This is a genomic window from Vibrio sp. TRT 1302 (assembly GCF_050113875.1).
GTDB lineage: Bacteria > Pseudomonadota > Gammaproteobacteria > Enterobacterales > Vibrionaceae > Vibrio.
Genome location: NZ_JBNJOF010000008.1, coordinates 91799 through 118011, shown reverse-complemented (window position 1 = coordinate 118011; position 26213 = coordinate 91799). Strand labels below are relative to the sequence as shown.

At 43.3% G+C, this 26213-nt stretch carries 21 protein-coding genes; 9 read left to right on the top strand and 12 right to left on the bottom strand.

Annotated features, from left to right (window positions below; all coding sequences use genetic code 11):
• The first annotated feature begins 314 nt into the window (after positions 1-314).
• Positions 315-764 (top strand): dCMP deaminase family protein, encoded by a 450-nt coding sequence (locus tag ACQEXP_RS12150; RefSeq protein WP_138973198.1) that lies wholly within the window; start codon positions 315-317, stop codon positions 762-764.
• Here ACQEXP_RS12150 and ACQEXP_RS12145 read toward each other — a convergent pair whose 3' ends face one another.
• Complete coding sequence (locus tag ACQEXP_RS12145) at positions 765-3401, bottom strand: ATP-binding protein (RefSeq protein WP_426970124.1); 2637 nt, start codon at positions 3399-3401, stop codon at positions 765-767. It lies immediately after the preceding gene.
• Positions 3402-3554: 153 nt separating this feature from the next.
• Between ACQEXP_RS12145 and ACQEXP_RS12140 the strand changes: the two genes are divergently transcribed.
• The 3 genes from ACQEXP_RS12140 to ACQEXP_RS12130 all read left to right on the top strand — a co-directional run bounded on the left by ACQEXP_RS12140 (position 3555) and on the right by ACQEXP_RS12130 (position 6799).
• Positions 3555-3977: a hypothetical protein gene (locus tag ACQEXP_RS12140; protein ID WP_426970122.1), complete on the top strand. Its 423-nt coding sequence runs from the start codon at positions 3555-3557 to the stop codon at positions 3975-3977.
• On the top strand, positions 3952-5025 hold the full coding sequence (locus ACQEXP_RS12135; RefSeq protein ID WP_269375679.1) for a sulfate ABC transporter permease: 1074 nt from the start codon (positions 3952-3954) through the stop codon (positions 5023-5025). Before ACQEXP_RS12140 ends, ACQEXP_RS12135 begins: the two co-directional genes overlap by 26 nt.
• A 337-nt stretch (positions 5026-5362) precedes the next feature.
• Complete coding sequence (locus ACQEXP_RS12130; RefSeq protein WP_269375680.1) at positions 5363-6799, top strand: glyceraldehyde-3-phosphate dehydrogenase; 1437 nt, start codon at positions 5363-5365, stop codon at positions 6797-6799.
• A gap of 195 nt (positions 6800-6994) precedes the next feature.
• Here the strand turns inward: ACQEXP_RS12130 and ACQEXP_RS12125 are convergent, their stop codons facing one another.
• Both ACQEXP_RS12125 and ACQEXP_RS12120 read right to left on the bottom strand, forming a co-directional pair.
• A complete protein-coding gene (locus tag ACQEXP_RS12125) occupies positions 6995-7201 on the bottom strand; it encodes a hypothetical protein (protein WP_269375681.1) in 207 nt (68 codons plus the stop codon).
• Between the two features lie 102 nt (positions 7202-7303).
• Entirely contained in the window at positions 7304-9076 is a 1773-nt protein-coding gene (locus tag ACQEXP_RS12120; protein WP_426970119.1) for an amidohydrolase, read from the bottom strand.
• A gap of 292 nt (positions 9077-9368) precedes the next feature.
• On the opposite strand from ACQEXP_RS12120, the gene ACQEXP_RS12115 reads away from it, so the two are divergent.
• Positions 9369-9854, top strand: coding sequence for an acyl-CoA thioesterase (locus ACQEXP_RS12115; protein WP_269375683.1), 486 nt, complete (start codon positions 9369-9371; stop codon positions 9852-9854).
• A 123-nt stretch (positions 9855-9977) separates the two neighbouring features.
• Positions 9978-10223 (top strand): hypothetical protein, encoded by a 246-nt coding sequence (locus tag ACQEXP_RS12110; RefSeq protein ID WP_269375684.1) that lies wholly within the window; start codon positions 9978-9980, stop codon positions 10221-10223.
• 336 nt (positions 10224-10559) lie between these two features.
• On the opposite strand, the gene malG is transcribed toward ACQEXP_RS12110, so the two are convergent.
• From malG to malE, 3 genes are all read right to left on the bottom strand, one after another.
• Positions 10560-11450 (bottom strand): maltose ABC transporter permease MalG, encoded by an 891-nt coding sequence (malG, locus tag ACQEXP_RS12105; protein WP_138973193.1) that lies wholly within the window; start codon positions 11448-11450, stop codon positions 10560-10562.
• A gap of 12 nt (positions 11451-11462) precedes the next feature.
• Entirely contained in the window at positions 11463-13037 is a 1575-nt protein-coding gene (malF, locus tag ACQEXP_RS12100; protein ID WP_426970117.1) for a maltose ABC transporter permease MalF, read from the bottom strand.
• 74 nt (positions 13038-13111) lie between these two features.
• The gene (gene malE / locus ACQEXP_RS12095) at positions 13112-14293 is read right to left on the bottom strand and encodes a maltose/maltodextrin ABC transporter substrate-binding protein MalE (protein ID WP_269375686.1); all 1182 of its coding nucleotides are present in this window, start codon (positions 14291-14293) and stop codon (positions 13112-13114) included.
• A gap of 655 nt (positions 14294-14948) precedes the next feature.
• Between malE and malK the strand changes: the two genes are divergently transcribed.
• Positions 14949-16067 carry a maltose/maltodextrin ABC transporter ATP-binding protein MalK gene (gene malK / locus ACQEXP_RS12090; RefSeq protein ID WP_426970115.1) on the top strand — a complete coding sequence of 373 codons (1119 nt, stop codon included), beginning with the start codon at positions 14949-14951 and terminating at the stop codon, positions 16065-16067.
• 77 nt (positions 16068-16144) lie between these two features.
• Here malK and ACQEXP_RS12085 read toward each other — a convergent pair whose 3' ends face one another.
• From ACQEXP_RS12085 to ACQEXP_RS12065, 5 genes are all read right to left on the bottom strand, one after another.
• Positions 16145-16894: a hypothetical protein gene (locus tag ACQEXP_RS12085; RefSeq protein WP_426970113.1), complete on the bottom strand. Its 750-nt coding sequence runs from the start codon at positions 16892-16894 to the stop codon at positions 16145-16147.
• Between the two features lie 310 nt (positions 16895-17204).
• A complete protein-coding gene (locus ACQEXP_RS12080; protein WP_426970111.1) occupies positions 17205-17921 on the bottom strand; it encodes a fimbria/pilus periplasmic chaperone in 717 nt (238 codons plus the stop codon).
• Complete coding sequence (locus ACQEXP_RS12075; protein ID WP_426970109.1) at positions 17921-20281, bottom strand: fimbria/pilus outer membrane usher protein; 2361 nt, start codon at positions 20279-20281, stop codon at positions 17921-17923. The genes ACQEXP_RS12080 and ACQEXP_RS12075 overlap by 1 nt, the downstream gene beginning before the upstream one ends.
• A 66-nt stretch (positions 20282-20347) precedes the next feature.
• Positions 20348-20887, bottom strand: coding sequence for a hypothetical protein (locus ACQEXP_RS12070; protein WP_426970107.1), 540 nt, complete (start codon positions 20885-20887; stop codon positions 20348-20350).
• Positions 20888-21395: 508 nt separating this feature from the next.
• On the bottom strand, positions 21396-22226 hold the full coding sequence (locus ACQEXP_RS12065) for a phosphate ABC transporter substrate-binding protein (RefSeq protein ID WP_426970105.1): 831 nt from the start codon (positions 22224-22226) through the stop codon (positions 21396-21398).
• Positions 22227-22398: 172 nt separating this feature from the next.
• Between ACQEXP_RS12065 and ACQEXP_RS12060 the strand changes: the two genes are divergently transcribed.
• Positions 22399-22752, top strand: coding sequence for a DUF3024 domain-containing protein (locus tag ACQEXP_RS12060; RefSeq protein ID WP_426970103.1), 354 nt, complete (start codon positions 22399-22401; stop codon positions 22750-22752).
• A gap of 412 nt (positions 22753-23164) precedes the next feature.
• Complete coding sequence (locus ACQEXP_RS12055; RefSeq protein ID WP_426970101.1) at positions 23165-23794, top strand: response regulator; 630 nt, start codon at positions 23165-23167, stop codon at positions 23792-23794.
• Positions 23795-23878: 84 nt separating this feature from the next.
• On the opposite strand, the gene rnb is transcribed toward ACQEXP_RS12055, so the two are convergent.
• Complete coding sequence (gene rnb, locus ACQEXP_RS12050; RefSeq protein ID WP_426970099.1) at positions 23879-25885, bottom strand: exoribonuclease II; 2007 nt, start codon at positions 25883-25885, stop codon at positions 23879-23881.
• Positions 25886-26213 lie beyond the last annotated feature (328 nt).

Here is a 26213-nt window from a genome sequence, read left to right as displayed (position 1 = left end):
CAAGAAACATACAAAACATTTAATATTAATAAGTTACACTTAATTTTACTGTTTTTCTCAAACAACCAAGCTCTCAATGCTCACGCTCTTGTGAGAGATCTCGCACAAGGTGACAGGCGCATCACTGCATTCGTTCATTTTGAGAAGGTGATTTAGATCACTAAGCATCCTTGTACGAGAGTGAATCCACTAAACATAAGCGCTTTTTTCTGGACTAACTGCACTTAAATTAGGATATTATGACCAGATCAATATCACAGAACTCAATTAACTTAGTTCAATTCTAGGCAGATATCTTTTAGAGGACAGACTCAATGATTTCTAAGTGGGCTCAACGTTTTTACCAAATGGCAGAATTAGTCGGCTCTTGGAGTAAAGATCCGTCTACTCAGGTTGGCGCCGTTATTACTAAACAGAACCGAATTGTCTCTGTTGGTTTCAATGGCTACCCGCACGGTATTTCCGATAGCGCAATGACAGATGATCGAGAGATGAAATACTTGAAAACGCTTCACGCAGAAGAAAACGCCATTTTGTTTGCTAAGCGTGATTTAGATGGATGTGAAATCTGGGTAACTCACTTTCCTTGCCCGAATTGCGCCGCCAAAATTATCCAGACAGGTATTTCCGCAGTCCACTGTCCTGAGCAAACGGCTGACTTTCTATCCCGTTGGGGAGACAAAATCACCGTAAGCCAAGAGATGTTTTTGCAAGCTGGCGTGAAAGTGAACTGGCTGCCATTAAGCGAACTTGGTCAGCCTTAATTAAAAAGTGACCTGAAGTCTCTCTAAGGTCTCAAACAATTGTTGTGATTTGTAGGGTTTAGGCAGATAAGCGTCCATACCAACGTCAAAACAATTCTGAATTTCTTCAGGCAATACGCTAGCCGTCAAGGCAATAATCGGCGTATTGCCTATGCCTTGCTCCTTCTCCCATTCTCGAATCTTCTTGGTTGCGGTTAACCCGTCCATGATCGGCATCATACAGTCCATCAAGATCGCACAATACCGCTCACCGGACTTGATTGTATTTAAGGCATCGAGGCCATTGCTTGTGATGGTGTAGTCAATGCCCATTTTATTGAGGAAAAAGGAAGCGATTTTCTGATTCATAAGGTTGTCTTCTACAATGAGCACCTTCTTGACTGGCACATCGAGATTGTCCTGCCAACTGTCATCCTGAGTAAAAGTCTCCGAATGCCTAACGGCAAGCGCATTTTTAAGTGTCGACTCCAATCTTCTCCCCAGTACAGGTAAAGTGATGTGCGCTGACAGTAAAGCCTCCAGTTCTGGCTCAGCGTATAAATGATGATGTAGACCAATCAATTCCGAATTTGGAAAACGAGCTCTTATCTGAATGAGGTCCTGTCTCGCACTTCGTTGTTGACTAATGCAGTAGAGCACCAAGGAAAACTCGTTATCAACCGATAAGGTATCTTCAACGGTTTCACACGTCACCAGTTCAACACCTAACCGTACCGTCTCTTTGATAACCAGTTGGCGATACTTGGATTCATTCACCACCAGCAACACACGCTCATGCAGCTGAAAGATAGCGGGTTGCTCTTCACTGATAATCAAAGGCACAGACACCGTGAAACGGCTACCGACACCGAGTGTTGAACTGACAGAAATCGTACCTTGCATCATATCGACTAATTGACTGCATATCGCCAGTCCTAAGCCCGTCCCGCCAAATCTGCGTGTAATGCTGCCATCCTCTTGAGTAAATGGCTTGAAAATTTCACTCAGTTTTTCCTGTGAAATACCCACCCCACTGTCAGCAACGTGGCAAACGAGGAAACCTTCCTGTGCTGCCAGTTCAATACTGACCGATCCCTGTTGAGTGAACTTCACCGCGTTACTGAGCAAGTTCATTAGAACTTGTTTAAAGCGAAAGTCATCGATATCAATATGGTTAGGAAGTTCATCCGCGAACTCAACTTTCAATTCGATGTCCTGTTTTAGTGCTTTTGAACTAATCATACTAATAGTGTCAAACACCATTTCTCGTAAACTGACGCTATGAATTGACAGCACAAGGTTTCCAGATTCAATCTTAGACAAATCTAAAATATCGTTGATCAGCACTAGCAGAGCATGGGACGAGGTATCAATGTCCGACAAAATCTCTTTTTGGCTGCTCGAAAGATGACTATCCGAGAGTATTTCCGCCATGCCAATAATTCCGTTTAGGGGCGTGCGAATCTCATGGGACATATTGGCAAGAAAGACACTTTTCGCTCTGCTGGCGGCCTCAGCATCTTCTTTTGCCGTTACCAGTTTTTGTTCATACTCTTTTTGTTGCTCTATGATTTGGTTGAGCTCGCTGGCGAACGCCGAAAATTCATCTTTACCATCGACAGGTATCTGCTCCGCACCATCTTTCTCTTTCAAGCGCCCCATTACGTGAATGATTTTTGCGAGCTTACTGTTGATTCGCATCAGAGTGCTGTATCCCCACGTAAACATCACCGTAAAAATGGTAACGCCCAAAATTGCGATTAACCACAGTGCTCGCTCCGCGTTGCTGATGGCGTATTTTAGTTCGGTTTGCAACTGCTGGGTGAAAAAAATCAGTTGTCGTTCAACGGTTTTATTTCGCTTTTGGATGATATCAACGAAGCCCTCTGGAACATTGTTACTCTGAGAAAAAGTCAGTAGTCGGTCTTTAACCAGCAGACCTTGTTGAAAATCTCGGCTAGCAAAAATGTCGAGTAGCACGTCTATCTGCTCAGAGTCTGCGCCGAGATTAATAAATTTGTCCAAATAGAACTGCTGCCTTTCACTGATTCGAAAGTATTCCTCCGCATAATCTGTGTATACCCAACCGAACCAGTTGATTTCCTGAGTCAGCCAAGCCTCTCTCTCCATCCAGTAATAGAGCCAACTCAAATCAGAAAGCACCAAATCTAAGGTGTGAATCGCAATCGAAGAGTCATGGCTAGCCAGCGATTGCACTTCCATGATTAAGTCATGGTAGACAGTGTAGATTAACCGGCCAATCTCGACCGTTGACTCAGGACTCGCTGACTCTAACTCTGGCATGAGTTGTTGTAACTCTTCGATATAGCTAAGTGCCTGATTAACCGTGTGCTTACCGTGATGGTCGTGATTCTCAGTATGAGCGGTAACGGCAACAAGTTGGAGTAGCTCCTGCCCCATATTGATTGACGTCGACGCATTTTGGCCGTTCAAACGCTTATTAAGAGCAGTAGACAAATGGTTGGTGAACTCAGTTAACAAATTAATTGTGGTGTTTTTTTCGTCTACAAGCTGGTAGCTGTGAAGTCTGCCCTGAAAATCCTTCGCTTGATTGGCACTGAACGCAATGATTACTAAAGTAGGTATGAGGCATAAGATAAATAGTCTAGTTTTGATAGACATATTAGTCAGTCGCATCCGGATTCATTCCTTGAATCAAATTGGTTTAACGAAATATAAGCGTAGATGAACATTCACACCATCGCATGATATTTCGTATAAGTAGGTCGTCTTGGTTGTACTAAAATGAGATAGACAACATGTTTCTTATAAGCAGTTGAGAGGATTTCTTTGAATAGACTACTGGTGTTTGCACTTCTGCTGGGGCTCTGCCTGCCTGTGATGGGACAAACGTTTGTCATCATTACTCTGAATCCTGAGATAGAAGCGCTACATTCAAACCAAGTCAAAATGCTCTACCGAGGCCGAATATCCAGCATCAATGGCGTTCCTACCCGATTGATGGATCTTCCGCGCGACTCTGCCTATCGAACACTCTTCTACCAACAATTACTCAATAAAACACCTAGCCAAATGTCGGCTATTTGGGCTAGGCAATCCTTTTCTGGCAATGCAGTTGCGCCAATCGAAATAAAGGATGAATCAAAAATCGTCATCGTTAATTGGCTAAGGAACAACGCGAATGGAATTGCGTATGTTCCAGAACACTTACTTCCAGAGGACGCTTATGTCATCTATAAATTCACTGAATAGCGCAGTGGTCATGGCTATTTTGATACCGTCGGCTTTGATACCTAACACCAGCTCTGCACAATATAATTTCAATGAAAGCATACAGTTAAGTGGCTTTGGCACTATCTCAGCAGCAAAAAGTGACAATGCAACACCCGTGATTGACACTCGAGATATTACGAACGAATGGTGCTTTGATTGTGATTCCACCTTAGGGGTTCAAATGGACTGGCTGATGGGAGCGAACTTCCGATCTACCGTTCAAGTCGTAAAACGACCTCAAGATCACTTTTCTTCCCCTGAAATCGAACGAGCATTTGTTGAATACGCGATGGGTAACGCTCGAATCACCGCCGGCAGGTTACGGATCCCGCTCTTCATCATGTCTGAATACTACTATGTTTCGAGTGCCTATCCCTGGCTCCGTCTTCCGTTGGAGATTTATAGCAACAACCTCGGAATCACCTACTACGATGGCATTACGGGAGATATGTCATATTTTATAGGGGATGACTTGCAACTTAACGTCAGCCCCTTTTATGCACTTCCCAGACAAGTCGATTACCACTACTACGGACAAAGTATCGACCTTGATATTTCACGAGCTATCGGGCTCTCTTCCGAGTTGTACTACGGCGATAACTTAGTTCGATTCGCGTATGTAAATGTTGATGCAACAGAAGCCAACATTATTTCGGCACAGTCTGTGTACAAAATGGACATGTTTTCCGTTGGTCTGAGCCACTATTTCGACGCCCTTCACTTTCAAGCAGAAGCTATCTTAACCAAGGATATTAGTGCTAACTGGTATGCGGGGCTAGATTACAGTTTGGGGAAAATCACACCTTATATTCAATATGGTCAGGCTCGGGTTTCGAGAACCAGCGAGAGCTACTTGGTCGGATTTCGTTATGACTGGACACCACAAATCAATACATCTTTCGAATGGCAACGGTTCACAGGAGAGCAAAACGTGATCAGTGGACAGTTTACTCAGTTGCAAGATCCGAGCAAACCGCTCGCGTCTAAAGTCGATGTCGTTTCCGTGGGTTTATCGTTTACCTTTTAAGTGTATTAATCAACTTTGATCACAGACAGACGAGATAAATCGCATTCTTGTTACATATTTTATGTGCGACAAGTATTTTTCATCACGAAATAAGCCACATCCTTTAAAAATGTCAATAGGCGATCCCTCGTACTCATTACAGTATTTTTCACCGAATCACCCTCAATCTATAGCCTTTAGGTCTCATATTAATTTTACTAGCAGAATAAGATGTTAGGCCTTACAATCCTGCCGCATAAAAATTACAAAAATAATACATAGTTTATTTATCTCTACCTGCTCCCCTACAACAGCAAAGTAGAGTCAGTCCCCAAAACGTGAAAGGTCCAAACGAAACATGAGTCCAGAGAAACATCTTTTAGACTGGCAAACTAGCCAAACGATTGCGGAATCTATTTCTCCCCTACTTGGTCAGCTTTACCGTCAGAAAGGCGTAGAAGTTTTACTTTTCGGTAAAACACTAGTCAACGCGGCAACCATTGATATCATCAAAACTCACCGTCTAGCACGCCGTTACACAGGTACTTCTCTTACCCCAGAACAAACTCTTCCACTGATTAAAGCGCTTTCTGAAATGGAACTGTCACCATGTCGTGTCGACGTTGGTCAGCTTGCGCACGAGTTCTGGAAAGGACGAGACGATGAGCATGGCGTAAAGGATTTCCTTCACACTTCTCTAATGGGTGCTATGGATGGCAAGAGCGTGACGGAACCACGTGACGTCGTGCTTTACGGCTTTGGTCGTATCGGTCGTCTGCTTACTCGTCTACTTGTTGAGAAAAGCGGCCCAGGCTACCCACTAAGATTAAAAGCCGTTGTCGTTCGTGGTGGTAAAAAAGGCGATCTAGAAAAACGCGCCAGCTTGCTACGTCGTGATTCTGTTCACGGTCAGTTCAATGGCAGCATCATTGTTGATGAAGAGCGCAAAGCAATCATTGCAAATGGCAACTTTATCCAGTTTATCTACGCAAACAAACCACAAGAAGTTGATTACACCAGCTATGGTATCAAGAACGCTCTCGTTGTTGATAACACAGGTGTATGGCGTGATGCTGAAGGCCTGAGCCAACACCTAGAGTGTAACGGCGCAGAAAAAGTTCTGCTGACGGCTCCAGGCAAAGGCGACATTAAGAACGTTGTGTTCGGTGTTAACGACAGCGTTATTCAACCTGAAGACACGATTATTTCTGCGGCGAGCTGTACAACGAACGCTATTACTCCGGTACTAAAAGCGATCAATGATAAATACACTGTCACTTCGGGTCACATTGAAACCGTTCACTCGTTCACTAACGACCAAAACCTAATTGACAATTTCCACTCAGGAGAGCGTCGTGGTCGTAGCGCTTCGCTAAACATGGTGTTGACTGAAACGGGTGCAGCGAAAGCGGTTGCCAAAGCACTACCTGAACTAGCAGGTAAGCTAACTGGTAACGCAATTCGAGTACCTACTCCTAACGTCTCTATGGCTGTTGCAAACCTAAACCTAGAAAAAGGGACAAACAAGGAAGAGTTGAACAACTACCTACGTGAAATCGCTCTCACTTCTGAGCTAGCGGCTCAAATCGATTACACTGAATCTACTGAAATCGTATCAACAGACCTTGTTGGTTCTCGTTTTGCTGGTGTCGTTGATGGCGCGGCGACGATTGCTCAAGATAACCGTTGTGTTCTATACATTTGGTACGACAACGAATTCGGCTACAGCTGCCAAGTTGTTCACTGTATGGAACAGATGATGGGTGTTCGTTACAAAACGTTCCCTACAAAATAATCTCGCGGGATAAATGAGCTGGTTCTATTGAATAGAGCCAGCTTATAACAGAATATCGCTCTCACCTTCTCGGGAGCAAAACTCCACAACACTAATACCTATAATAATCCCCCGTAGTTGCCACTTCCGTTTTATGGAAGTGGCTTTTTTGTTTTCACCACGGGAGAGTATCAAGTGCCGTCTATGCTACGGATTTTATTTGGAGACTTCTTCAAATTCACCCTCGATAACGTTTTTACGGTTACCTTGGCTGAACATAGGGTTGTTCATTTTAATTGCTCGTTCGAGTTTTTTACCTGTAATAAGCGCCGCTATCGTTAGCGGTATAGCTAGAATCAAGCCAAATATGAGGGTAAAGAAACCGATGAAAAGCGCAAATACGCCAGTAATCATTCTATTCATAATCAATCCTCTATTAAGTTAGCTTTAGCTTAACGAACTCAAAATGAATCAAACATGAACAGAAGTTTAAAAAAAAACGCCCAACAGTGTTGGGCGTTATTGTTACTTATCGATAGGAAATAATTTGCTTTCAAATACCGTCGCGTAGACAGGTATATCTTTAAGATTGTGCACATCCACTTTGTACGGGTCTTGATCTAGAATCGTAAAGTTCGCCACTTTACCGACTTCAATACTGCCCAGACTATCTTCCATCCCCCAAGAGTATGCCGCTTCAATCGTAATGCCACGAAGCGCTGCATCCAGTGACAAAGCCAGATCCGGACGCAGGACTTGTCCTTGGTTTGTTTGACGTGTGACAGCACTCCACGCTAACAACAATGGATCTGATGGAGCCATTGGCATATCAGAGTGAAGTGACACAGGAATTCCTTCTTTCTCGATCGTGGCTAGGCGCACCATAGAGTGAGCTCGCTCTTCGCCTAGACCCACCTCACCGAAACGTTGGCCAAATCCAGTAACGTAATATGGGTTGACGCTAATAATAGCCCCTAACTTTTTCAACTCTTTGATCTGCTCATCGGTCGAGTTTGCAAAGTGAACGATTGTAAAGCGGTGATCATCGCGAGGATATTCAGCCTGACGACGTTTCATAATCTCTATTAGTTTTTCAACACCTTCGTCACCATTGACGTGTACAAGGATCTGGTAATCTTTTTCCCAGAACGCTTTCGTAATAGCTTCAACATCTTCTGGTGTTTGAATCCACTCACCATGGTGACCATCCAAGTAGCCATCTTTCATTTTCATCAGTTGTGAAATGATTGCGCCATCAAACAAGATCTTAATCTGCTTGTCGAAGTAACGGACTTTCCCCTCTTCAGGTAAGGTTTTAGTCACCTCTTCGACTGCTTTAACCACGCCTTCTTTACCCTTCATTAGGAAAGGCGTTTTGCTCTCAGGTGTAAAGAAGGAATACATAGGCGTCGATTCTGCGCCTAATATTCTCAGATACGTTTCTGTCATCTCAGCTGGGATAAATGCCCCAGGCTCATTGTAGGCTGTGACACCTTTTTGATGCAGCATCTCAACCATCTGATTTAGACCAAACTCGAATCTTTCCTGATTGCCAAGATCTTTGTAGATACGTGGCAGTAAGTAAATAAGCGCCCCACCTTCCCAGAAATGGCCGTTAGCAAGATCAGATTGCCCTTGCACTTCAGTGCCAAGTGTATCTATATCCTGTTGATTAAGACCATAGCGTTCGACAAAGGCGCTATTAACATAGAATTCGTGCGCCGAACGGTGCCAAACGGCGATCGGGCGAGTTTTGGAAACGCTATCCAGTACCTGGCGATTTAGCTCACCATGGAAAAAATTGTTATAGCCCCATGTCCAAAGCACCTCATTGGGATCAGTCAGTTCAGCTTCAACCGTTTTGAGTGCAGCTAGATATTCCTCATGACCTTCAACAGCTGGCCATGTGCGGCTTGGAAGTTGCCACTCTTCTGGAGCGATCACTGGCATGCTCAATGTAAGAGCACCTAAGAAGGGGTGAAGATGTTGCTCTATAAAGCCTGGCATAATCACTTTATCACCGAGATCAACCACTTTCGCGCTCGGATAAAGCGCTTTCGCCTTATCTTCTTGACCAACAAATAGAATCTGACCTTGATCATCAGCAAACACGGCTTCCGCTCTCGGCTGCTCATCGTTCATGGTAATCACAGAGCCCCCCAAATACAGCGTACCTGATGGCGCGGGTGAACTGTTTGCAGTATCAACTTTGTCTGCCGGGCTACATGCACTTAATAACGCAGACATACCGAGTACCGCTGCAGCCAAATATGTTTTTCTAGCCGTAAATAACTTCATATTATCTCTCTTGTCTATTCGAATCCTGCATGAAAACAAACGATTTTCTTAGCAGCCGATTTCATAACTGACGCGTATTTATACACATTTAACGAACAAATAATGTAGGGCAATACCTCATTCCCTACGCGTATCAAAAATGAGACTTCTTAAACCTGCATACGACTACAATATCAAGCTTCAGACCTTGTTTTTGCGTCTAAACTCCAATAGATGTTGCAGATAATTGACAGCTTTGTTATCTAGTATTTTAGCGAGTCGCAAACACACCTATAACAATAAGGATTGACAGATGAGTACTGGTCAACGAGATATAACCTTACGTTTTCTAGCTGAGCCCGGAGATGTTAACTTTGGCGGTAAAGTCCATGGTGGCGCCGTTATGAAATGGATAGATTTAGCGGCATACGCTAATGCGGCCGGATGGAGTGGTAAGTATTGTATTACTGCCTACGCAGGCGGAATTCGCTTTGTTCAACCTATTCATGTGGGTAACTTGGTCGAAGTCAGTGCTAAAGTGATTTACACAGGTCGAAGCTCTATGCATATCGCCATAGATGTACAGGCTTGCGATCCTAAAGAGCTCAAAAATCGTCTTACAACTCACTGTATCGTGATTATGGTAGCAGTGGATGAGACTGGAACACCAACTTCTGTTCCAGAATGGATTCCAGAGACACCTGAAGACATTGAATTACGCGACTCAGCCATCCGTCTGATGAATATGCGCAAGCAGATTGGTGAAGAGATGGAAGCTCACGTCAAGTATCTAAAATAACCCGTTCAACACACGGTTGTGGTGGCAGAGAGTGTTTTGACATCACAACCCAACCTCTGTCATTTTTCTTTCATGTTTCTTTGTTTAAATCCTTGAGCACAGAAACAATTGAAGGAATAGACCTTGAACCTGAGTCAAACCACATTGAGCGAAACAACGCTGTTAAACCTTAAAGCGATCGAATATCAATGGGTGAGAACAATGTACGTTGAAGGATATAACGACACAGAGATTAACCACTACATTCGTACTTGCTTCGGTGGTGATGAGCTGTTTGCTGATCTCTTTCGTAAAGTGGCGTTATCACAGGAAAGTATCTACGTGCTTCTGCAACATTTAGGCTGTGCTCCTTCTAACCGCGAGCTATAAACCCTAGCATTTCTGTGCTTTTTGCCGCAACTATCTGCAACGCGTCTATGCGTTGCATTTTGTAATCACCGCCTCCTCGCAACACAGCTATTCGCCACTGCCGTTCCATTTTTGCCTCCGTATAATCCCTTGGTAGCTGAGTTTCAGGCATAAAAATACCCGGACAAGCCGGGTAATGGTTACAAAAACTGTTAGTAGTAAATAGTAAGGAATCTAGCTAACAGCCAGCTATGCGTAACGCCAGTTATGCTCTCTTCTTAACTGATCGGCGGCCAAACCAAAAGTGTTAAGCAGAGAAACAAATGGGCGACCTTGCGGTCGCCCTTATCGTTCTTATTAACCTTTCACACCACCGGCGGTCAATCCTCCGACCAACCAGCGCTGAGCAAGTAAGAATACGATGGTTATTGGTAAGGCAGACAGTACTGCTGCCGCTGCAAAATCGCCCCACAAATAGTTTTGAGGGTAGAGGTATTGCTGCATACCAACTGCTAATGTGTAAGAGTTTACATCAGAAAGTAGCAACGACGCCACAGGAACTTCTCCTACAACACCAATGAACGACAGAATAAACACTACCGCAAGAATTGGCACAGAAAGAGGGAGTAGTACCAATCTAAACGCCTGCCAAGGTGTCGCGCCATCAAGAGCTGCAGCTTCTTCCAGCGAGGTGTCAATCGTTTCAAAGTACCCTTTGATAGTCCAAACATGCAGTGCGATACCACCAAGGTAAGAGAAAATTAGACCACCGTGGGTGTTCAAACCAAGGAACGGAATGTACTGACCCAACTTATCAAACAGCGCATAAAGTGCCACAAGCGCTAGCACGGCTGGGAACATCTGAAAAATCATCATTGCTTTCAGAATCGTTTCTTTGCCTTTAAAACGCATACGAGCAAAAGCGTACGCTGAAGTTGTAGACAGAGCCACAATAAGTACAGATGTAATACCCGCAACTTTCACCGAGTTCCACAACCAAGTAAGAACAGGGAACGGCGGTGGTGTGACAGAGCCATCAGCATTTGTAACAGAGAAACCTAGTGCCAGTTTCCAGTGCTCCAGAGACGGATTATCTGGAATTAAGCTACCCGTTGCGAAGTTACCTTCACGGAATGAGATCGCAACCACCATCAGTAGTGGGAAGATAATCGCTGACAAGAAAATCCATAGGGCAATATGCGTCGCCCATACGCGGTATTTAAGTGACTTACCTTGTACCATTGCCATTGTCAGTACTCCTTAATCTTGAGACAGCTTAGTGAAGCGTAAGTTGAGTAGTGCCAATCCACCAACCAATAGGAAGATAAGCGTTGCGATAGCACTTGCTAGACCGAAGTCCTGACCACCGCTACCTTCAAAAGCGATACGGTAGGTGTAACTTACAAGTAGGTCGGTGTAACCCGCTGGCTCAGAAGTACCAATCATGTTTGGTCCACCTTGAGTCAACAACTGAATTAGAACAAAGTTGTTAAAGTTGAACGCGAAACTCGCAATAAGCAACGGAGTAAGCGGCTTGATCATCAGCGGTAATGTGATAGTACGGAAGTTATCAAAGAAGTTAGCACCATCAATTGCCGAGGCTTCGTAAAGGTCATCCGGAATCGCTTTAAGCAGACCCATACACAGTATCATCATGTAAGGAAAACCTAACCATGTGTTGACGATGACTATCATTGCCTTCGCCATTAGCGGATCGGAGAACCACGATGGGCTGATACCAAATAGTGCTTCGAGCACCATGTTGATCTCACCAAAGCTTTGGTTAAACAAACCTTTAAAGATTAGGATTGAGATAAACGCTGGCACCGCGTAAGGCAAAATCAGCAACACTCGGTAGATTGCACGGCCCTTGATCTCTTCCCATTGAACGATACTCGCAAGTACCAGACCAATGATCACCGTAAGACCAACGGTCAACGCTGAGAAAAGAATTGTCCAAATGAAGATGCTGACAAACGGTTCTTTAATGCCTTCGTCTTTCCAAACTCGCTCAAAGTTCTTCGCACCAATGTCGACAACAAAACCAGGCGATACCGTCGCACCAATAAATTGGCCATTCTCGTCAACAGGTTGGTAGAAACCAATTTCCATGTTTGGACGTAGAGTTTCACCAGTACGGTTGTTGTAAAGCGTCTCACCGTCATCTTGCATCGTGTAGAGCGGCACAACCGCAGCGAACTTACGCAAGCCGCTCATGCGGATATCGTCACCATTGGGAAGGTGCAGGTCGAGATTACCCAGTGCCACTTTGTTGCTGATAATCGTCTTAATTTGTTCCTTATCACCCTCAATCGAGTCAACAGGCTTCAAATCCATATCGGTTGCTGTCAGGGAAGCAAGGTCAAAAACATCGGTTGCTAGCAGTTGATCGCCCTTCTTGATTGAAAGAAGGTGACCTGTCTCTGTTTTATACAGAGTGAATGGATAGCTATCCCCACTTTGGAATGTACGATCCATGAGTACCACTTGGGCACGGTCAAATGAAAGTTGGTTTTTCGCACTGTAGTTAGTGAAAGCAAGACTGACCGTGTAAGCAAGTGGAAACAGGATGAATAGAATCATGCCTGCGATGCCTGGATAAATGTAACGGTGTGCGTACGTCTTTTTACTACCAAAAATGTACAACGCCAGAGCGGTTAAAATAAGGGTAAGTAGCGCAAAAGCCGTCTCACCACGAGAATACATAAGAACGGTTGCGTAGCCATTAACAATACCGACAGAGGCCAATACGCCCCATTTGATGAATACGCTTTTACTTGATGGCAAGCTCGTTGTTGTAGATGGCATAACATCTGTACCTTGAACTGACTGCATAAGAGAACCTGCTAGCGATAATAAAACTTGAAAAGGAGGAGAGGTTACCCTCTCCTCAAAAGGGTATTACTGAATTATTTGGTCATTTGTTTTTCTGCGTCAGCAAGTGCTGCATCTACAGTTTGGCGACCGTCAACAACGTTAATGATTGCATTTTTAGCAGCACCCCAGAATGCGCCCATTTGTGGGATGTTAGGCATGATTTCGCCATTCATTGCGTTGTCCATTGTTGCTGCAATACGCTTGTCAGCATCAAGTTCACGTTGGAATGAGTTTAGAGCAACCGCACCAAGTGGTTTGTCGTTGTTTACTTTACGTAGACCATCGTTGGTTAGTAGGTAGTTCTCAATGAATTCAACCGCTAGATCTTTGTTTGGTGAAGCCGTGCTGATACCAGCAGTCAGTACGCCAACAAAAGGTTTTGAAGATTGGCCGTTGAACTTAGGTAGCGTCGTTACACCGTAGTTAATGCCAGACTTTTCAATGTTACCCCAAGCCCATGGGCCATTGATTGTCATTGCTGTTTTACCTTGGTTGAACGCTGACTCAGATACAGAGTAATCCATGTCTGAAGAAATTACGCCTTTGTCGACAAGGCCTTTCACAAAGTTCATAGCGTCTTTAACGCCATCTTTCGCGATACCCGCATCTTTCACATCGTAGCCAGCTGCGCCATATTTGAATGCGTAACCGCCATCAGCAGCCATTAGAGGCCATGTGAAGTACGGTTCTTTCAGGTTCCACATGATTGCGGATTTGCCATCAGCTTTTAGCTTAGCGTCTAGAGCCGCAACTTCTTCCCAGCTCTTAGGTGGATTTGGTACAAGATCTTTGTTGTAGATAAGAGATAGAGATTCTACCGCAACTGGGTAGCCAATTAGCTTGCCGTTGTACTTAACTGCATCCCAAGCAAAATCTACGATACCTTCTTTAAGTTGTTTTGACGGATTCACTTCAGCCAGTAGACCCGCTTCTGCGTAGCCACCAAAACGGTCGTGTGCCCAGAACACAATATCAGGACCGTCACCAGTTGCCGCAGTTTGTGGGAACTTGTCTTGAAGCGCGTCAGGGTGAGCAACTGTTACCTTGATACCAGTCTCTTCTTCAAACTGTTTACCTACTTCAGCAAGTCCATTGTAGCCTTTGTCACCATTGATCCAGATCGTTAGTTGACCTTCTTCGATAGCAGCATTTGCGCCAAATGAGCCAAGAGCAACAAGAGTTCCTAGTGCTACTGTGCTTAGGGCATTTTTCATGTTCATATCCTTTTTATATTTGTGTTGTAGGGCTCAACCAGAGGCTTCACCGTATTTCAGCAGTTATTTTCAGCCAAACGAATCAAAGGCTCATCCTCCTACTCCCTACGCCCTCGCTATTATGGACTATTTTCGTGATCTCCATCGATACCGGTTAGCGACCTAAGTCACAAATCAACTCTCGAACGTGATCGAACTCAATATAAATGGAAGCAATAATTTGAACTCGATCTCTTTGTGCATTCTCATCCCTTCATAACCTCATCCCCTCCTACTCCCCCTACAATTATTGCGTATAGGAGGATGTCGCTGACCCCATTTTTCCGCAAACTGCAGTCATCCAAGAGTGGATGGTAAGAACCCTTTCCAGTAAGACATGAATCATGTCACTGGTTGCAACGCCGCGAGGGTTTGCTAAGAGTACACAAGTGACATAGGTATTCAGGTAACTGATTCAGCCGGGGGAGACGCTTGTGTTACACGGGGGAAGCAAACTTGACTTTGGCTTGATGGGTGTCGCGAGGAACTCCTTCACCCATATTTTCTTACCTGTATAAAAAATCCATTTTCTTACCCAATTCCTACTATTATTGCCGTGTCCATAATTCATATAATGATAGGCAGTAAAATATAAAATTGATCGAGGACGAGCTAGATGGCGAGTGTCACGTTAAAAAATGTATGTAAAGCTTACGGTGACTTACTGATTTCAAAGAATGTCGATCTAGACATTCAAGAAGGTGAGTTTGTCGTATTTGTTGGTCCATCAGGCTGTGGTAAATCTACACTGCTACGCTGTATCGCTGGTTTAGAGGACATCACTTCTGGCGACCTATATATTGGCGATGAACGAATGAACGACGTTGAGCCATCAAAGCGTGGTGTCGGCATGGTGTTCCAGTCGTACGCACTTTATCCTCACCTAAACCTTTACGACAACATGTCTTTTGGTCTCAAACTTGCCAAAGCGGATAAAAGCGAAATAGATAAACGCGTTGAACACGCAGCGGAAATCCTCCAGCTAAGCCATCTTCTAGAACGTCAACCAAAAGCGCTTTCTGGTGGTCAGCGTCAACGTGTTGCAATCGGGCGAACTCTCGTTTCGCAACCCGATGTATTCCTACTAGATGAACCTCTGTCTAACCTAGATGCTGCGCTTCGCGTACAGATGCGTTCAGAGATCACAAAGCTACAGCGCAAACTGGGTTGCACCATGATCTATGTAACGCATGACCAAGTAGAAGCGATGACCATGGCTGACAAAATCGTGGTATTGGATGCTGGCTTTGTTTCTCAAGTAGGCAAACCTTTAGAGCTTTACCACTACCCACAAAACCGCTTTGTTGCTGGCTTCATAGGATCTCCTAAGATGAACTTTATGAGTGTCTTTATCGAAGCCGTTGAGAAAGATCGCGTTATGGTTCAGTTGGCAAACGGGACGACTTTCTGGATCCCAGTCGATGGCACTACAGTGACGCGCGGTGAACGCATGTCACTGGGTATCCGTCCTGAACATTTACTGCCGTCAAATCAAGGTGACGCAGTCATTGAAGGTGAAGTCAATATCGTCGAAAAACTAGGTAACGAGACACAAGCTTATCTACATATCGATGCCGCAGATGCAGACATGATCTTCCGTCAACCGGATACGCTAGCGGTTGAACCAGGTGATAAGTTATCGGTAGGCATTCCAGCTCACCGTTGCCACTTGTTCCATAGTGACGGCAAAGCATGTCGTCGATTGTATAAAGAATCTGGAGTGGAGCTCGACTAATAAGTCTGCTCATTAAAGCCCCCCTCATAGAAAGCCCCTACTCATAGGGGCTTATTTTATATCTATAGGCTTGTTCTCTACGGAATCTCCGTTTCTAATGTCAGTATTGAACTATGCTGTCCCGGCGGTCCTGCGATATTGAACCTAAATCTGAGTGGAATAGAGGAAGTCGCATTGGGCTCTAATTCTGGCCACCAGCGCTCAGAAGTATCACCATCTACCCTAAGTTCGTTTCTATTCACCATCAAAGCAAACTGCGTTCCACCCACTAGTCCCGTTCTTTCATTACTCCTATTCGGCGTCAATAAACTAACCGTGTATTCCTGGGGAAACAGCTTTTGAGTGTTGCTGTTTCTAACGGATACCGAAACATCTTGAATAACTTCATCTCCAGCGACACCAGCAAATCTCACCACTGGATTATCTATGATGAGTTCTGGCGTTGAGATATCACCTGAAACGGAAAAATTGAGATTGAAATACCCGGTCACAAGTGCCAAAGGCTCAACATCTGGATACGGTCTAATCCCATACAAAAAACTAAAAGACGGGTCCTCCAGGGTAAATCCTTTACTCCCCGCGGGCATATTTTTGATCTTATACAGTTGAACAGTGACACCTACTGGGTGTATTCCTCGAGATCCAACGATGCCTGAACAGGGCACTGAGTTAGATGTATTGATCAAACAATTGCTCAACTGATTGCTTCCGTATCGAGCGATCTGTCCTACCAACCCAACCGCAATGTATTCGTTAAGCTCAAAGCCATACCAGTCTCCATCAGCCAGCCGAAAACTATCATCTGGGAAAAGTTGCCGGTTTGGCATCTGGGCGCGCGACCATAATTGAAAAGATCGACTTTGGTTGGAATCACACGCCAGCCTATACGAATTGAGGACTCCTTGTATTGGCGCTGTTGAGCTCAGTGTGTTCGTGGCTAGAGGCTCTCCCATAGGATGAGCGTTGAAATCTTCTGCCGAAAATGTGGCTTCAATACTTGGAGATAGGAATGCTTGGCCTGGAATCCTATCAACACACACCGCATACACGTAATTTATTGATAAGACATACACTACGAGCAGGAAAAGCGCTCTTAATATACATTTTAATGTCATAACTTGTTTTCAAACCGTCTTATTAATTAGTCGCCAGTACAAATGTATTCGTCGCGCCCCAGTCATCGATTGCCTTTATTTGTACCTCGGAGAACTTCTTCGCTTTTCCTAGAGCAATATTTACACTCGAAAATGGCACAAACTTTTGCAAATCACCACGAGCTTCGGCGCTAATATTATTGATCTCATTGCCATCTAACATAATTTTCGAAACGGCAAAGTAAAACGGGGTATTATTGGTGAGAACAAGCAGACCATTTTCTCTCTTATAGGTAACTTTAGATTCCGCATCACGTCTTGCTTTTGCTATTGAGCTTGGTCGGTACAATAGCTTTAACTTCACACTCATCGCCAGCGAGATAGAGTTTCCAGCAGTTGAAGACCCTCCGTCTGCCAGCGGTATTTCTAAGATATTGAGCCAAAAAAGAGTCTCTCTATCTTGAGGTAAAGTGCCTTTGTTAATCATTCTCAGATTAACTCTTTGCTTAGCGTTTGGATTGATTTTAAACACCGGTGGAGAAGGTAATACCACCGCAGAATCCGTATCAATCTCGCCTTTGGCAGCGCCATCTTGATAGACGGAAATTTGCCCTCCATAGCGTCTGTCTGACTTGTTAGATACCTCTACAGGTATTGAGTTGTCATCCTGATTATATATATAACGTGTTGAGTTAATAACAAACGCGGCCTGAGCACTCTGCGTTAAGACAAGTAACATCAACATAACCACTAACTTCATTACTGGCACTCCTTCCTATATATCGTGTCGGCATTAGCGATCACATCGTTCAAATAAACTCGGCATTGATCTTCACCATTGGCTGAAATAACCAAATAATCAGAACTACTTTCCATCGATGCAATGATCATCCCTTGGTACAGATAACCAACACTTTCATTTTTGTCATTGACGACATCTAAATTTCTTGCGTTCTCAAACATTTCGGCATTGCTTATTAGTAAGTTGTATTTATTCATTCTTGAATAGCTTACTTTGCGATATAGCACCGAATTTTTTGAAGGCTTGTAGACTAGAGAAGAGCTAGCAAGTTCAATATCACTGGAAACCCCAAAACTATTAATATTGACCAAGTTCTCGCGATAAGGTGACAGCGGTACAACCGCAAATCCATCAGAGTTGGTCTCGCTTCCATTGACCTTAACGCCTTGTAATCCATCAACACCAACAATGCCGACCGTATTCGATTTCAAGGTTGAAAGTATTAATCCTGAATCATTGGTGTATAACGTAGACCCAGAGACCGAAGATGCTAAAAATACATTGCCCTTATCATCACCGTTGATGCCAAGCGAATAGTTTGCTGTCTTGGTCGCGACATTGCCGTTAACAGATACACTGGCACCATTGACTGAACGGTCTATTCCCGCATTTACAGAGATCTTTTCATCAATCTTTAATTGCGACGAAGCAGACGAAAACAACTCGTCACTTTCAGCCGAATATGAAGTCGAGAATCTCGCCACATTGCTGTAGTTATAATCTAAAGGTACGCTCAAAGATAAACTGATGTCAGACAACCCATTATCTCGATAATTCGAGGACAAACTGAGTGTATTACCTAGTATATTGATAGAGCCTGTTAAATTAATGCCAACACTTTCCTTTCCTTGCCAACTGGACTCTTTCCACATTGATGATGAAATCGATCCATTTTCAAACCGTGAACTTAGGCGAGCTTCATACCGTTCTTTTGATTTAAATAACTTGCCTGTTTTAGACTTGTAGTCTGAAAATTCGACGTACTCTTCGTTCTGGTACCGATAGCTAAGTAAGTTAAAGTCCGTCTTTGTATTGATATTTCGAGCATACTCTGCACGAAAGGAGTATCCGGTAGTCCAATCATCTTGGATACTTTTTGCTTGCGAGCGAGAAACCGTCAAACCTAATGTCCCAAAATAGTTTAATGGCATCATGTACTTAGCACCAACAAAAAGGTATCCATCCGATAGCAATGAACTGCCTAGTAACGTACTAGACTCAAGACCAGTTGAGAAATTGTAGCTAACAAAAAAATTGTCTTGGCCTATATCCTCATGGATTTCCTCAACCGATGAGTTGATAAATCCAGCACTAAAGCCATATTCGAACACTCCCGCTCTCAGCATTTGTGGCAACACCGAGGTAGGTATCGTCTCGACAGTTAATTTTCCTGAGTCACCTTTAATCTCAATGATCAGATCACCATTACTCACTGGACGCAGATCTTCCAAGCGATAAGGCCCCGGCGTTAATCGAGTTTGATAAATAACAACACCTGATTGAGAGACAGTTAACGTCGAGTTTTCTTCACTCACACCACTGACAATCGGTGAATATTCTTTATAGCTATTGGGCTTCATGCTGAAGTCCGTCGACAATTGACCACCGATAAAACCAAAGTTTTGATAGATGTCACTGCCCGTCCAGGTCTGACCTACTGTCAGTTCCGTCCCGAACTGTTCGAGACCCGTTGAGGCTTTAAAGCTGCTTACATCGATACGGTCTTGTGAGGCGTAACCGTCAATTTGACCATACCACCCCAAGCTATTGATCTTCATGTTGAGATTTGCGAAATAGTAAGGGTCACGATTGTTGTTGCCCTTGGAAATATTGGCTAAGTAGTCAGCGCGGATTGCAAGCTCACCATCTTCCCATTCGCTACTAGACTCACTGAGATCTGATTTAAGGTAAAACTGAGGTATTGAAATATCTAAAGTAAGAGTATCGATAGAAAAATCTACCGTGGTGTATTGCTCGCGACCAATAAAATAGCAGCCATTATTAATATCTTTAAATTCTTCGTAGTAGCTAAAGTCCACATCTGGAAATAGTGTTTGCGAGAGGCAAAGTTCATTCAGTTCATATTCAAACGGTTCAATAACTAAATTTAGACCTTGACGATATTTTTGATTGACATATAGCTCTACTGTGTAGCTACCTAAAAAAATATCACTCTGATTATTAAAAAAGTCAGCATATTCAGGGTTATTGGTCAAAAATCGAGTATCAAATTCTTCGCTAAGTTTATCGTTTGTATTGGCCAATAATGAAAATGAGAAAACAAGCAGAAGAGAGTAAATCACTTTTAACATATTCATACTTCTTCATAATAGCGCTTATAAAAAAGGGGCAGATATTCAAAGCTATATCTGCCCCAAATTAAATTAGTTGTATGATACTGTGTACGATACTGTTGAGCTGTATGTACCCGCAGTAGAACCAGCAGATAACTGAGCAGCAAATTGTAGAGAGCCGTCGCCTTGCATTTGTGGGCCAAGGAACGTGTAAGTCGGGTTTGCAGATGTGATGAATTGATCAAGAGCACCAAAAGGCTTCGCTTTGAGTAATGCGCGTGTTCCTGTTGCTGTACCCGAGCCATTTTCAATACCGTTAGGACCTAGATCAGAGCCAGACCAAGTAACATCAGCGTTCATGTTTGTCGTGTCACATGCCGTATTGCTGGTATCAGGTTTTAGGTGGAACACAACTTCAGAACCAAAGCCACTCGCAGCAACTGTACCCAAATCTAGTGAAAGCACTGGACCGCCTGACGCACTCGTTACTGAAATATCACACGTCTGCGCACTGACACTACCAATGATGGTAAGATCGCCAGAATTAGCTAACGCGCCATTTGCAAACATAATTGCAGGTACTGCGACAAATAAAGGTTTAAGACCAAACTTTAAAAAGTTGCCTTTCATATATTTACACTCCATTCAAAAATCATTTATGAGTTTGTTTTTATTATTACCATTCAATCATTTTTAAAGTTAGAAACTGTCTAATTATAACCATTGTTAAATATTCATCGGACAATAATTCAATCTAATTTAAAAATGCCAAACGACTTGCCTTAAATAAATCAAGACATAATCACAAGGAACATAAAATATGTTCTTAGCTTGAGTGACAATAGTATCAATCAAACTTTAGCAACTTAATATCAGATAGAGTGCTCAATGCATGTAGGAAAAATATGATCATCCTTCGATAACCACTCATAAACCGAAGGGGCGATAAACAGTAAAAGTCTCAGTCACGAAAATGCGAGCAGTTCAACCGCAATTCAATCACTCTTGACGGTTATATCAGGTTGAAAAGTATCAAAAGGAGGGAAATGTTATGCGAGAAAAGGAAAGAGGCATTACCTCATACTGTTAGAGTAATCAACAGCTGACGCAATGCCTCTGGTAAGGTGGAAAATCGCTATTAATTCTGTTTTTTGGCTCTGATGGAGGTATAGCCGTACTCATCAATAAGATTTTTCGCTTCATCTTCCGCCAAGTAGTGTACAAACTCTTGAGCGCTTTCGCTCAGACGACTTTCATCGTAAAGCACTAAGAACGGGCGGGACAACTCATACTTTCCAGACGCAATGTTATTGGTATTAGGATCGACGCCCTCAAACTGAATTGCTTTAATCGAACTATCTACCGAACCCGTTGAAATAAATCCAATCGCCTGCTTGTTATGGTTAACGATCGTTTTCACCATACTGTTGCTGTTAACGACTAAGTTATCTGGATTGATATCTGAGACCATTCGACCATTAATCGTCTTAGTTAAGCCCATTAAGCTTTCAAAGCTATAACGCGAACCAGAAGACGCTTCTCGCGTTACCACAGCAATTTTTTGGTCACTACCACCGATCTGCTTCCAGTTAGTAATCTTGCCCTTGTAGATATCAAACAACTGATCTCGTGTCACATTGTCAACCATATTCGACTTATTCACGACAACGGCGAGCCCATCGTAAGCGATTGGCATCACCGTCAAGGATTCAGTTTGTTCACTCTCAGTCAGGTAACGCGAGCTCATTCCTATGTTTGCAACACCCTTACTTACAAGCGTGATTCCCGCACTTGAGCCTACCCCTTGAACCGCTATAAAGCTTTCAGGGTGAGTGGCGTTGAATTTTTCCGCTAAGACATCCATGATACGTGCAACAGAAGTTGAACCTGATACGTTTACTTCTTTCGCAAATATTGGCGCTGAAACCAATGATGTAGATAAAAGTGCAGCCAGCGCAATGCGAATCATATTTTTCTCCTGATAGTTGATAGACTCGAGTTAGCCGACCTCATAATATTTCCATAAGATGACAATTTTGTGAAAAACTGGGCAGATAAATAGTTCTGATGTAAATAGTATCTGTATGCATAAGGTATTCTGCTCTGATTAGAATACAGCACATTACTGAAGTGAGAGTGCAATGGGATTAGTAAGTTTGCTACAACGTCAGGTTGAAAGTCGTGCAGAGTCGATCTGTAAAGTGAGAAACCAAAACACACCAGCCGAGTTAGGTAAAGCCCGTTACGAGGTCACCGATAACGGTGTCATCTTTATAAAACAGCATTTCTTACTCGATTCAGCCCACTGCGATTACATGGATTATATTGCGAAACTATCCTGGTGCGCCAATACACAACGTTGGCAGTTGTTCATCCCCCATGAAACTCAAATAGACACCTGGATACCTTACCCATTTCTGCCTCACAGTACCGACTTGACCGCCCTGATACGAGAAATAGATAAAGATCCCAAACAGATGTTCTGGAGTGATTGATAACGGGCGCATTCCATTGACCAATAAACAAGGCTACTCCGAATCAAACACCCTAAAATTAAATAGAATGATATTTAGTTAAGTCAACTAAAGCATTTTCATTGTAAGCTAATTTGACATTTATTAGCCTTTTACTCTAAAAACCACAATCCTCCATTTCTTATCCTCTCCGTGTAGGAAATATCGTATTTAATGCAAAACTAGAAATGTCACCCCTATAAATCAGGTTATGTTCTATGAAGGTATTATAGAATATGATATGCATTAATATGATGAGTTAAGTAAGAATTTACATACATGAGTCATATCTAAATAAGGATAAAGGGATTACTTAATTACCTATATCAATCATGTATTTAATATTTTATTAAACTCACGTAACAGTAGCAGAAAACGAAAAAGAAGTAATACTATGTTTAGAAGTAATGGAATGGAAAAACACACCGTCCTTATATATGATGACCACCCTATCGTGTGTGAGTCACTTAAAATTATCTTATCCCGAATTAAATCAGTTGATAATATTATCTGTACTAGCAATTACAAACAGGCTATCAGCATTATCTCTTCACATGAGTTTGATCTATTAATCTTGGACGTCAACTTAGATAGTGCCGATGGATTTCAGTTTTTCCGACGAGCAAAATCTCACGGATACAGTGGAAAAACCGTGTTTTTCTCCTGTAATGGCCAAGATTACTGCTCTAAAGTCGCTTACGAGTTGGGAGCAAATGGCTACATAGATAAATCGGAGAGTCAGGACGTTATTATTAACGCCTTGGAAACGGTACTGAGTGGTTATAACTTTTTTAAGTCAAATCAGAGAGATATATCATCTAAGACGCCAAAACTATCCAATCGGGAAGTGATGGTATTGAACTACTTATTACAAGGAAAATCGAACAACGATGTGTCGCATATTTTGGGATTGAGTCCCAAAACAGTGAGTACATATAAGCGAAGAATCTTAGACAAATATGGCGTATCAAGCGTTATTGAGTTAATTGAAGTCAGTAAGCGAGAAGCAATTACTGGTGATTAACCTTTTTCGAGAACAAAAAAATGCGCGCAACAGTTATTTGAAATGCCAGTCAGACGACTGGCATTTTTTCGAAGGTAGGAACGATTACGATTCTGTCTCAGAAGCGGGCTCGGCTGCACACTCTAAGTCAGCAAATACTTGAGTCGGTTTGGCAACTAAACTGCGCGTATCCTGATTAACTTCCGTTAACACCACTTCAAGTACATCACCCAAACGGTATGTTAGCTCTTTGTCGATAGACACTGTGCCCATATCACCGTTGCAATCCAGACGCTCTTTATTGGCTAAGATGAGAGAACAAGGGATAAAGGCAGCGGCACCATTCTCTAGCAAACGAATACGCATGCCTGCACGGTTGATATCAAAGATTTCACCTTGGAATTTGGTTTCCTTCGCTGGCTCTTCCGCCAACGTACGCGCATATAGCCAGTCACCAACGTTACGCTCGGCGATCTTGTGGTGCTTTCTATGAATCGCCAACTCTTCACCAACGGTTTCATCTGCGACTTGCTCAGGCTCTTTGCCTAAAATATGCGCTTTCAACATACGATGGTTGATCATGTCACCATACTTACGAATTGGTGAGGTCCAAGTCGCATAAATGTCTAAACCCATCGCATAGTGCGGTAACGGCTGATTGCCCATTTCACTGTAACTTTGGAATTTGCGAATGCGGTTGTCCAAGTAACTCGTCTCTTGTTGGCTTAACCAACGACGTAACTCAGCAAAGCCTTCCAACGTTGCCACAGACTCTACAGTGAACGGCAAATCGCCTTCTGGATTGACGAACGAAATAACATCCTGAATTTTCTCAGTTTTAAAGCCAGAGTGAGTGTTAAACACACCTGAATTAAACGCCTGCTTCAGTGTACGTCCTGCGCAAATATTGGCGGTAATCATCGCTTCTTCAACCAAACGGTTCGCACTGCGGCGCATATCGGCATGAATCGCGACCACATCGTTGTCTTCACTGAGTTCAAATCGATAGTCTGGACGATCAGGGAACACCACTGCATTCTGTTCACGCCACTCTGCACGAGCCAATGAGAAGTCGTATAGGTCACGAACGACTTGTGCTGTATCTTCGCTTGGTTGCCACTCACTGGATGAACCAGACTCTAACCAATCCGACACATGATCGTACACGAGGCGTGCGTGAGACTTGATATTGGCGGCAAAGAACTGGATATCATCCGCAATCACACCATCTTGTCCGACGGTCACTGTACAGCAAAGTGCTGGGCGAACTTCATCTTGCATTAGTGAACATAATTCATCAGCCAGATCTCTCGGTAACATTGGGATATTGCGCCCAGGTAAATAGATAGTAAAACCACGCTCGCGCGCCACCTTATCCATTTCACTGTCTGCTGAGATATACGCCGTTGGATCCGCAATAGCGATAGTGAGTTCAAAATCACCGGATTGAGTTCGCTTTGCATAGAGAGCATCGTCCATATCTTTAGTAGAAGCGCCATCAATTGTGACAAACGGAATGTGAGTCATATCGATACGTTCTAGATCGGCATCATCTTTAATTTCCCACTGTTCAATACCAGCAGGTTCACTATTCGGTAAGTCATTCTGAGCCAGTGTTACCCACCAAGGTGCGATCTTATCGTCCGCATCGGTGATTTTATCGCTAATCTCGACAAAGAAACCATTGTCACCTTTTAGCGGATGGCGAGTTAAATGACCGACAACCCAGTCGCCCTCTTTTAGATCATCGCTTTTAATACCTTTGCGTGTCTTCGCTTTTAAAGCCAGTTTTTTAAGCTGCGGATGATCAGGGGTGACATTTAGGTTGCCTTTGATCAGTTTCACGCGACCAATAAAACGAGTTAGACCTTGCTCAATCAGCTCCTCAGGTTCCGCTACTTCACGCTCTTTCTCTGTACGGATGATGGCTTTGACTTTGTCACCATGCATACATTTCTTCATGTATGGTGGTGGAATAAAGAAGCTCGTTTTACTATCGACTTCTAAGAAGCCGAAGCCTTTCTCAGTTGCCTTAATCGTGCCTTCTTTCTTAGGAAGCGTTTCTTGAATTTGCTGCTTGAGTTGAGCCAGTAGAGGGTTATCTTGGAACATCTATCTTGTTTTACCGAGTAAGTATCTAACCAAAAAAATTCCGCCCACTATATCACTGCGTCTATGGCCTAGCTAGCGCATAAACATGACAACTTGTCCTTTCGTCATTAATTCAATCAGTTACCCTATGCCGAAAAATGGTTATATTTCATGCTATTGGTGTATCGAGATGAGCAAGATATAAACTAGATGGCTTAATTCAGGGATAAATTGTGATGAAATTCAATTTTTTCTAGCTTTTTTTATGCTTTTAGGGAATAATCCGCCCCCTTATTTACGTCCCTAGTGGCTTGATGCGATTTACGACTTTTCCGCATCTGAATGGAAT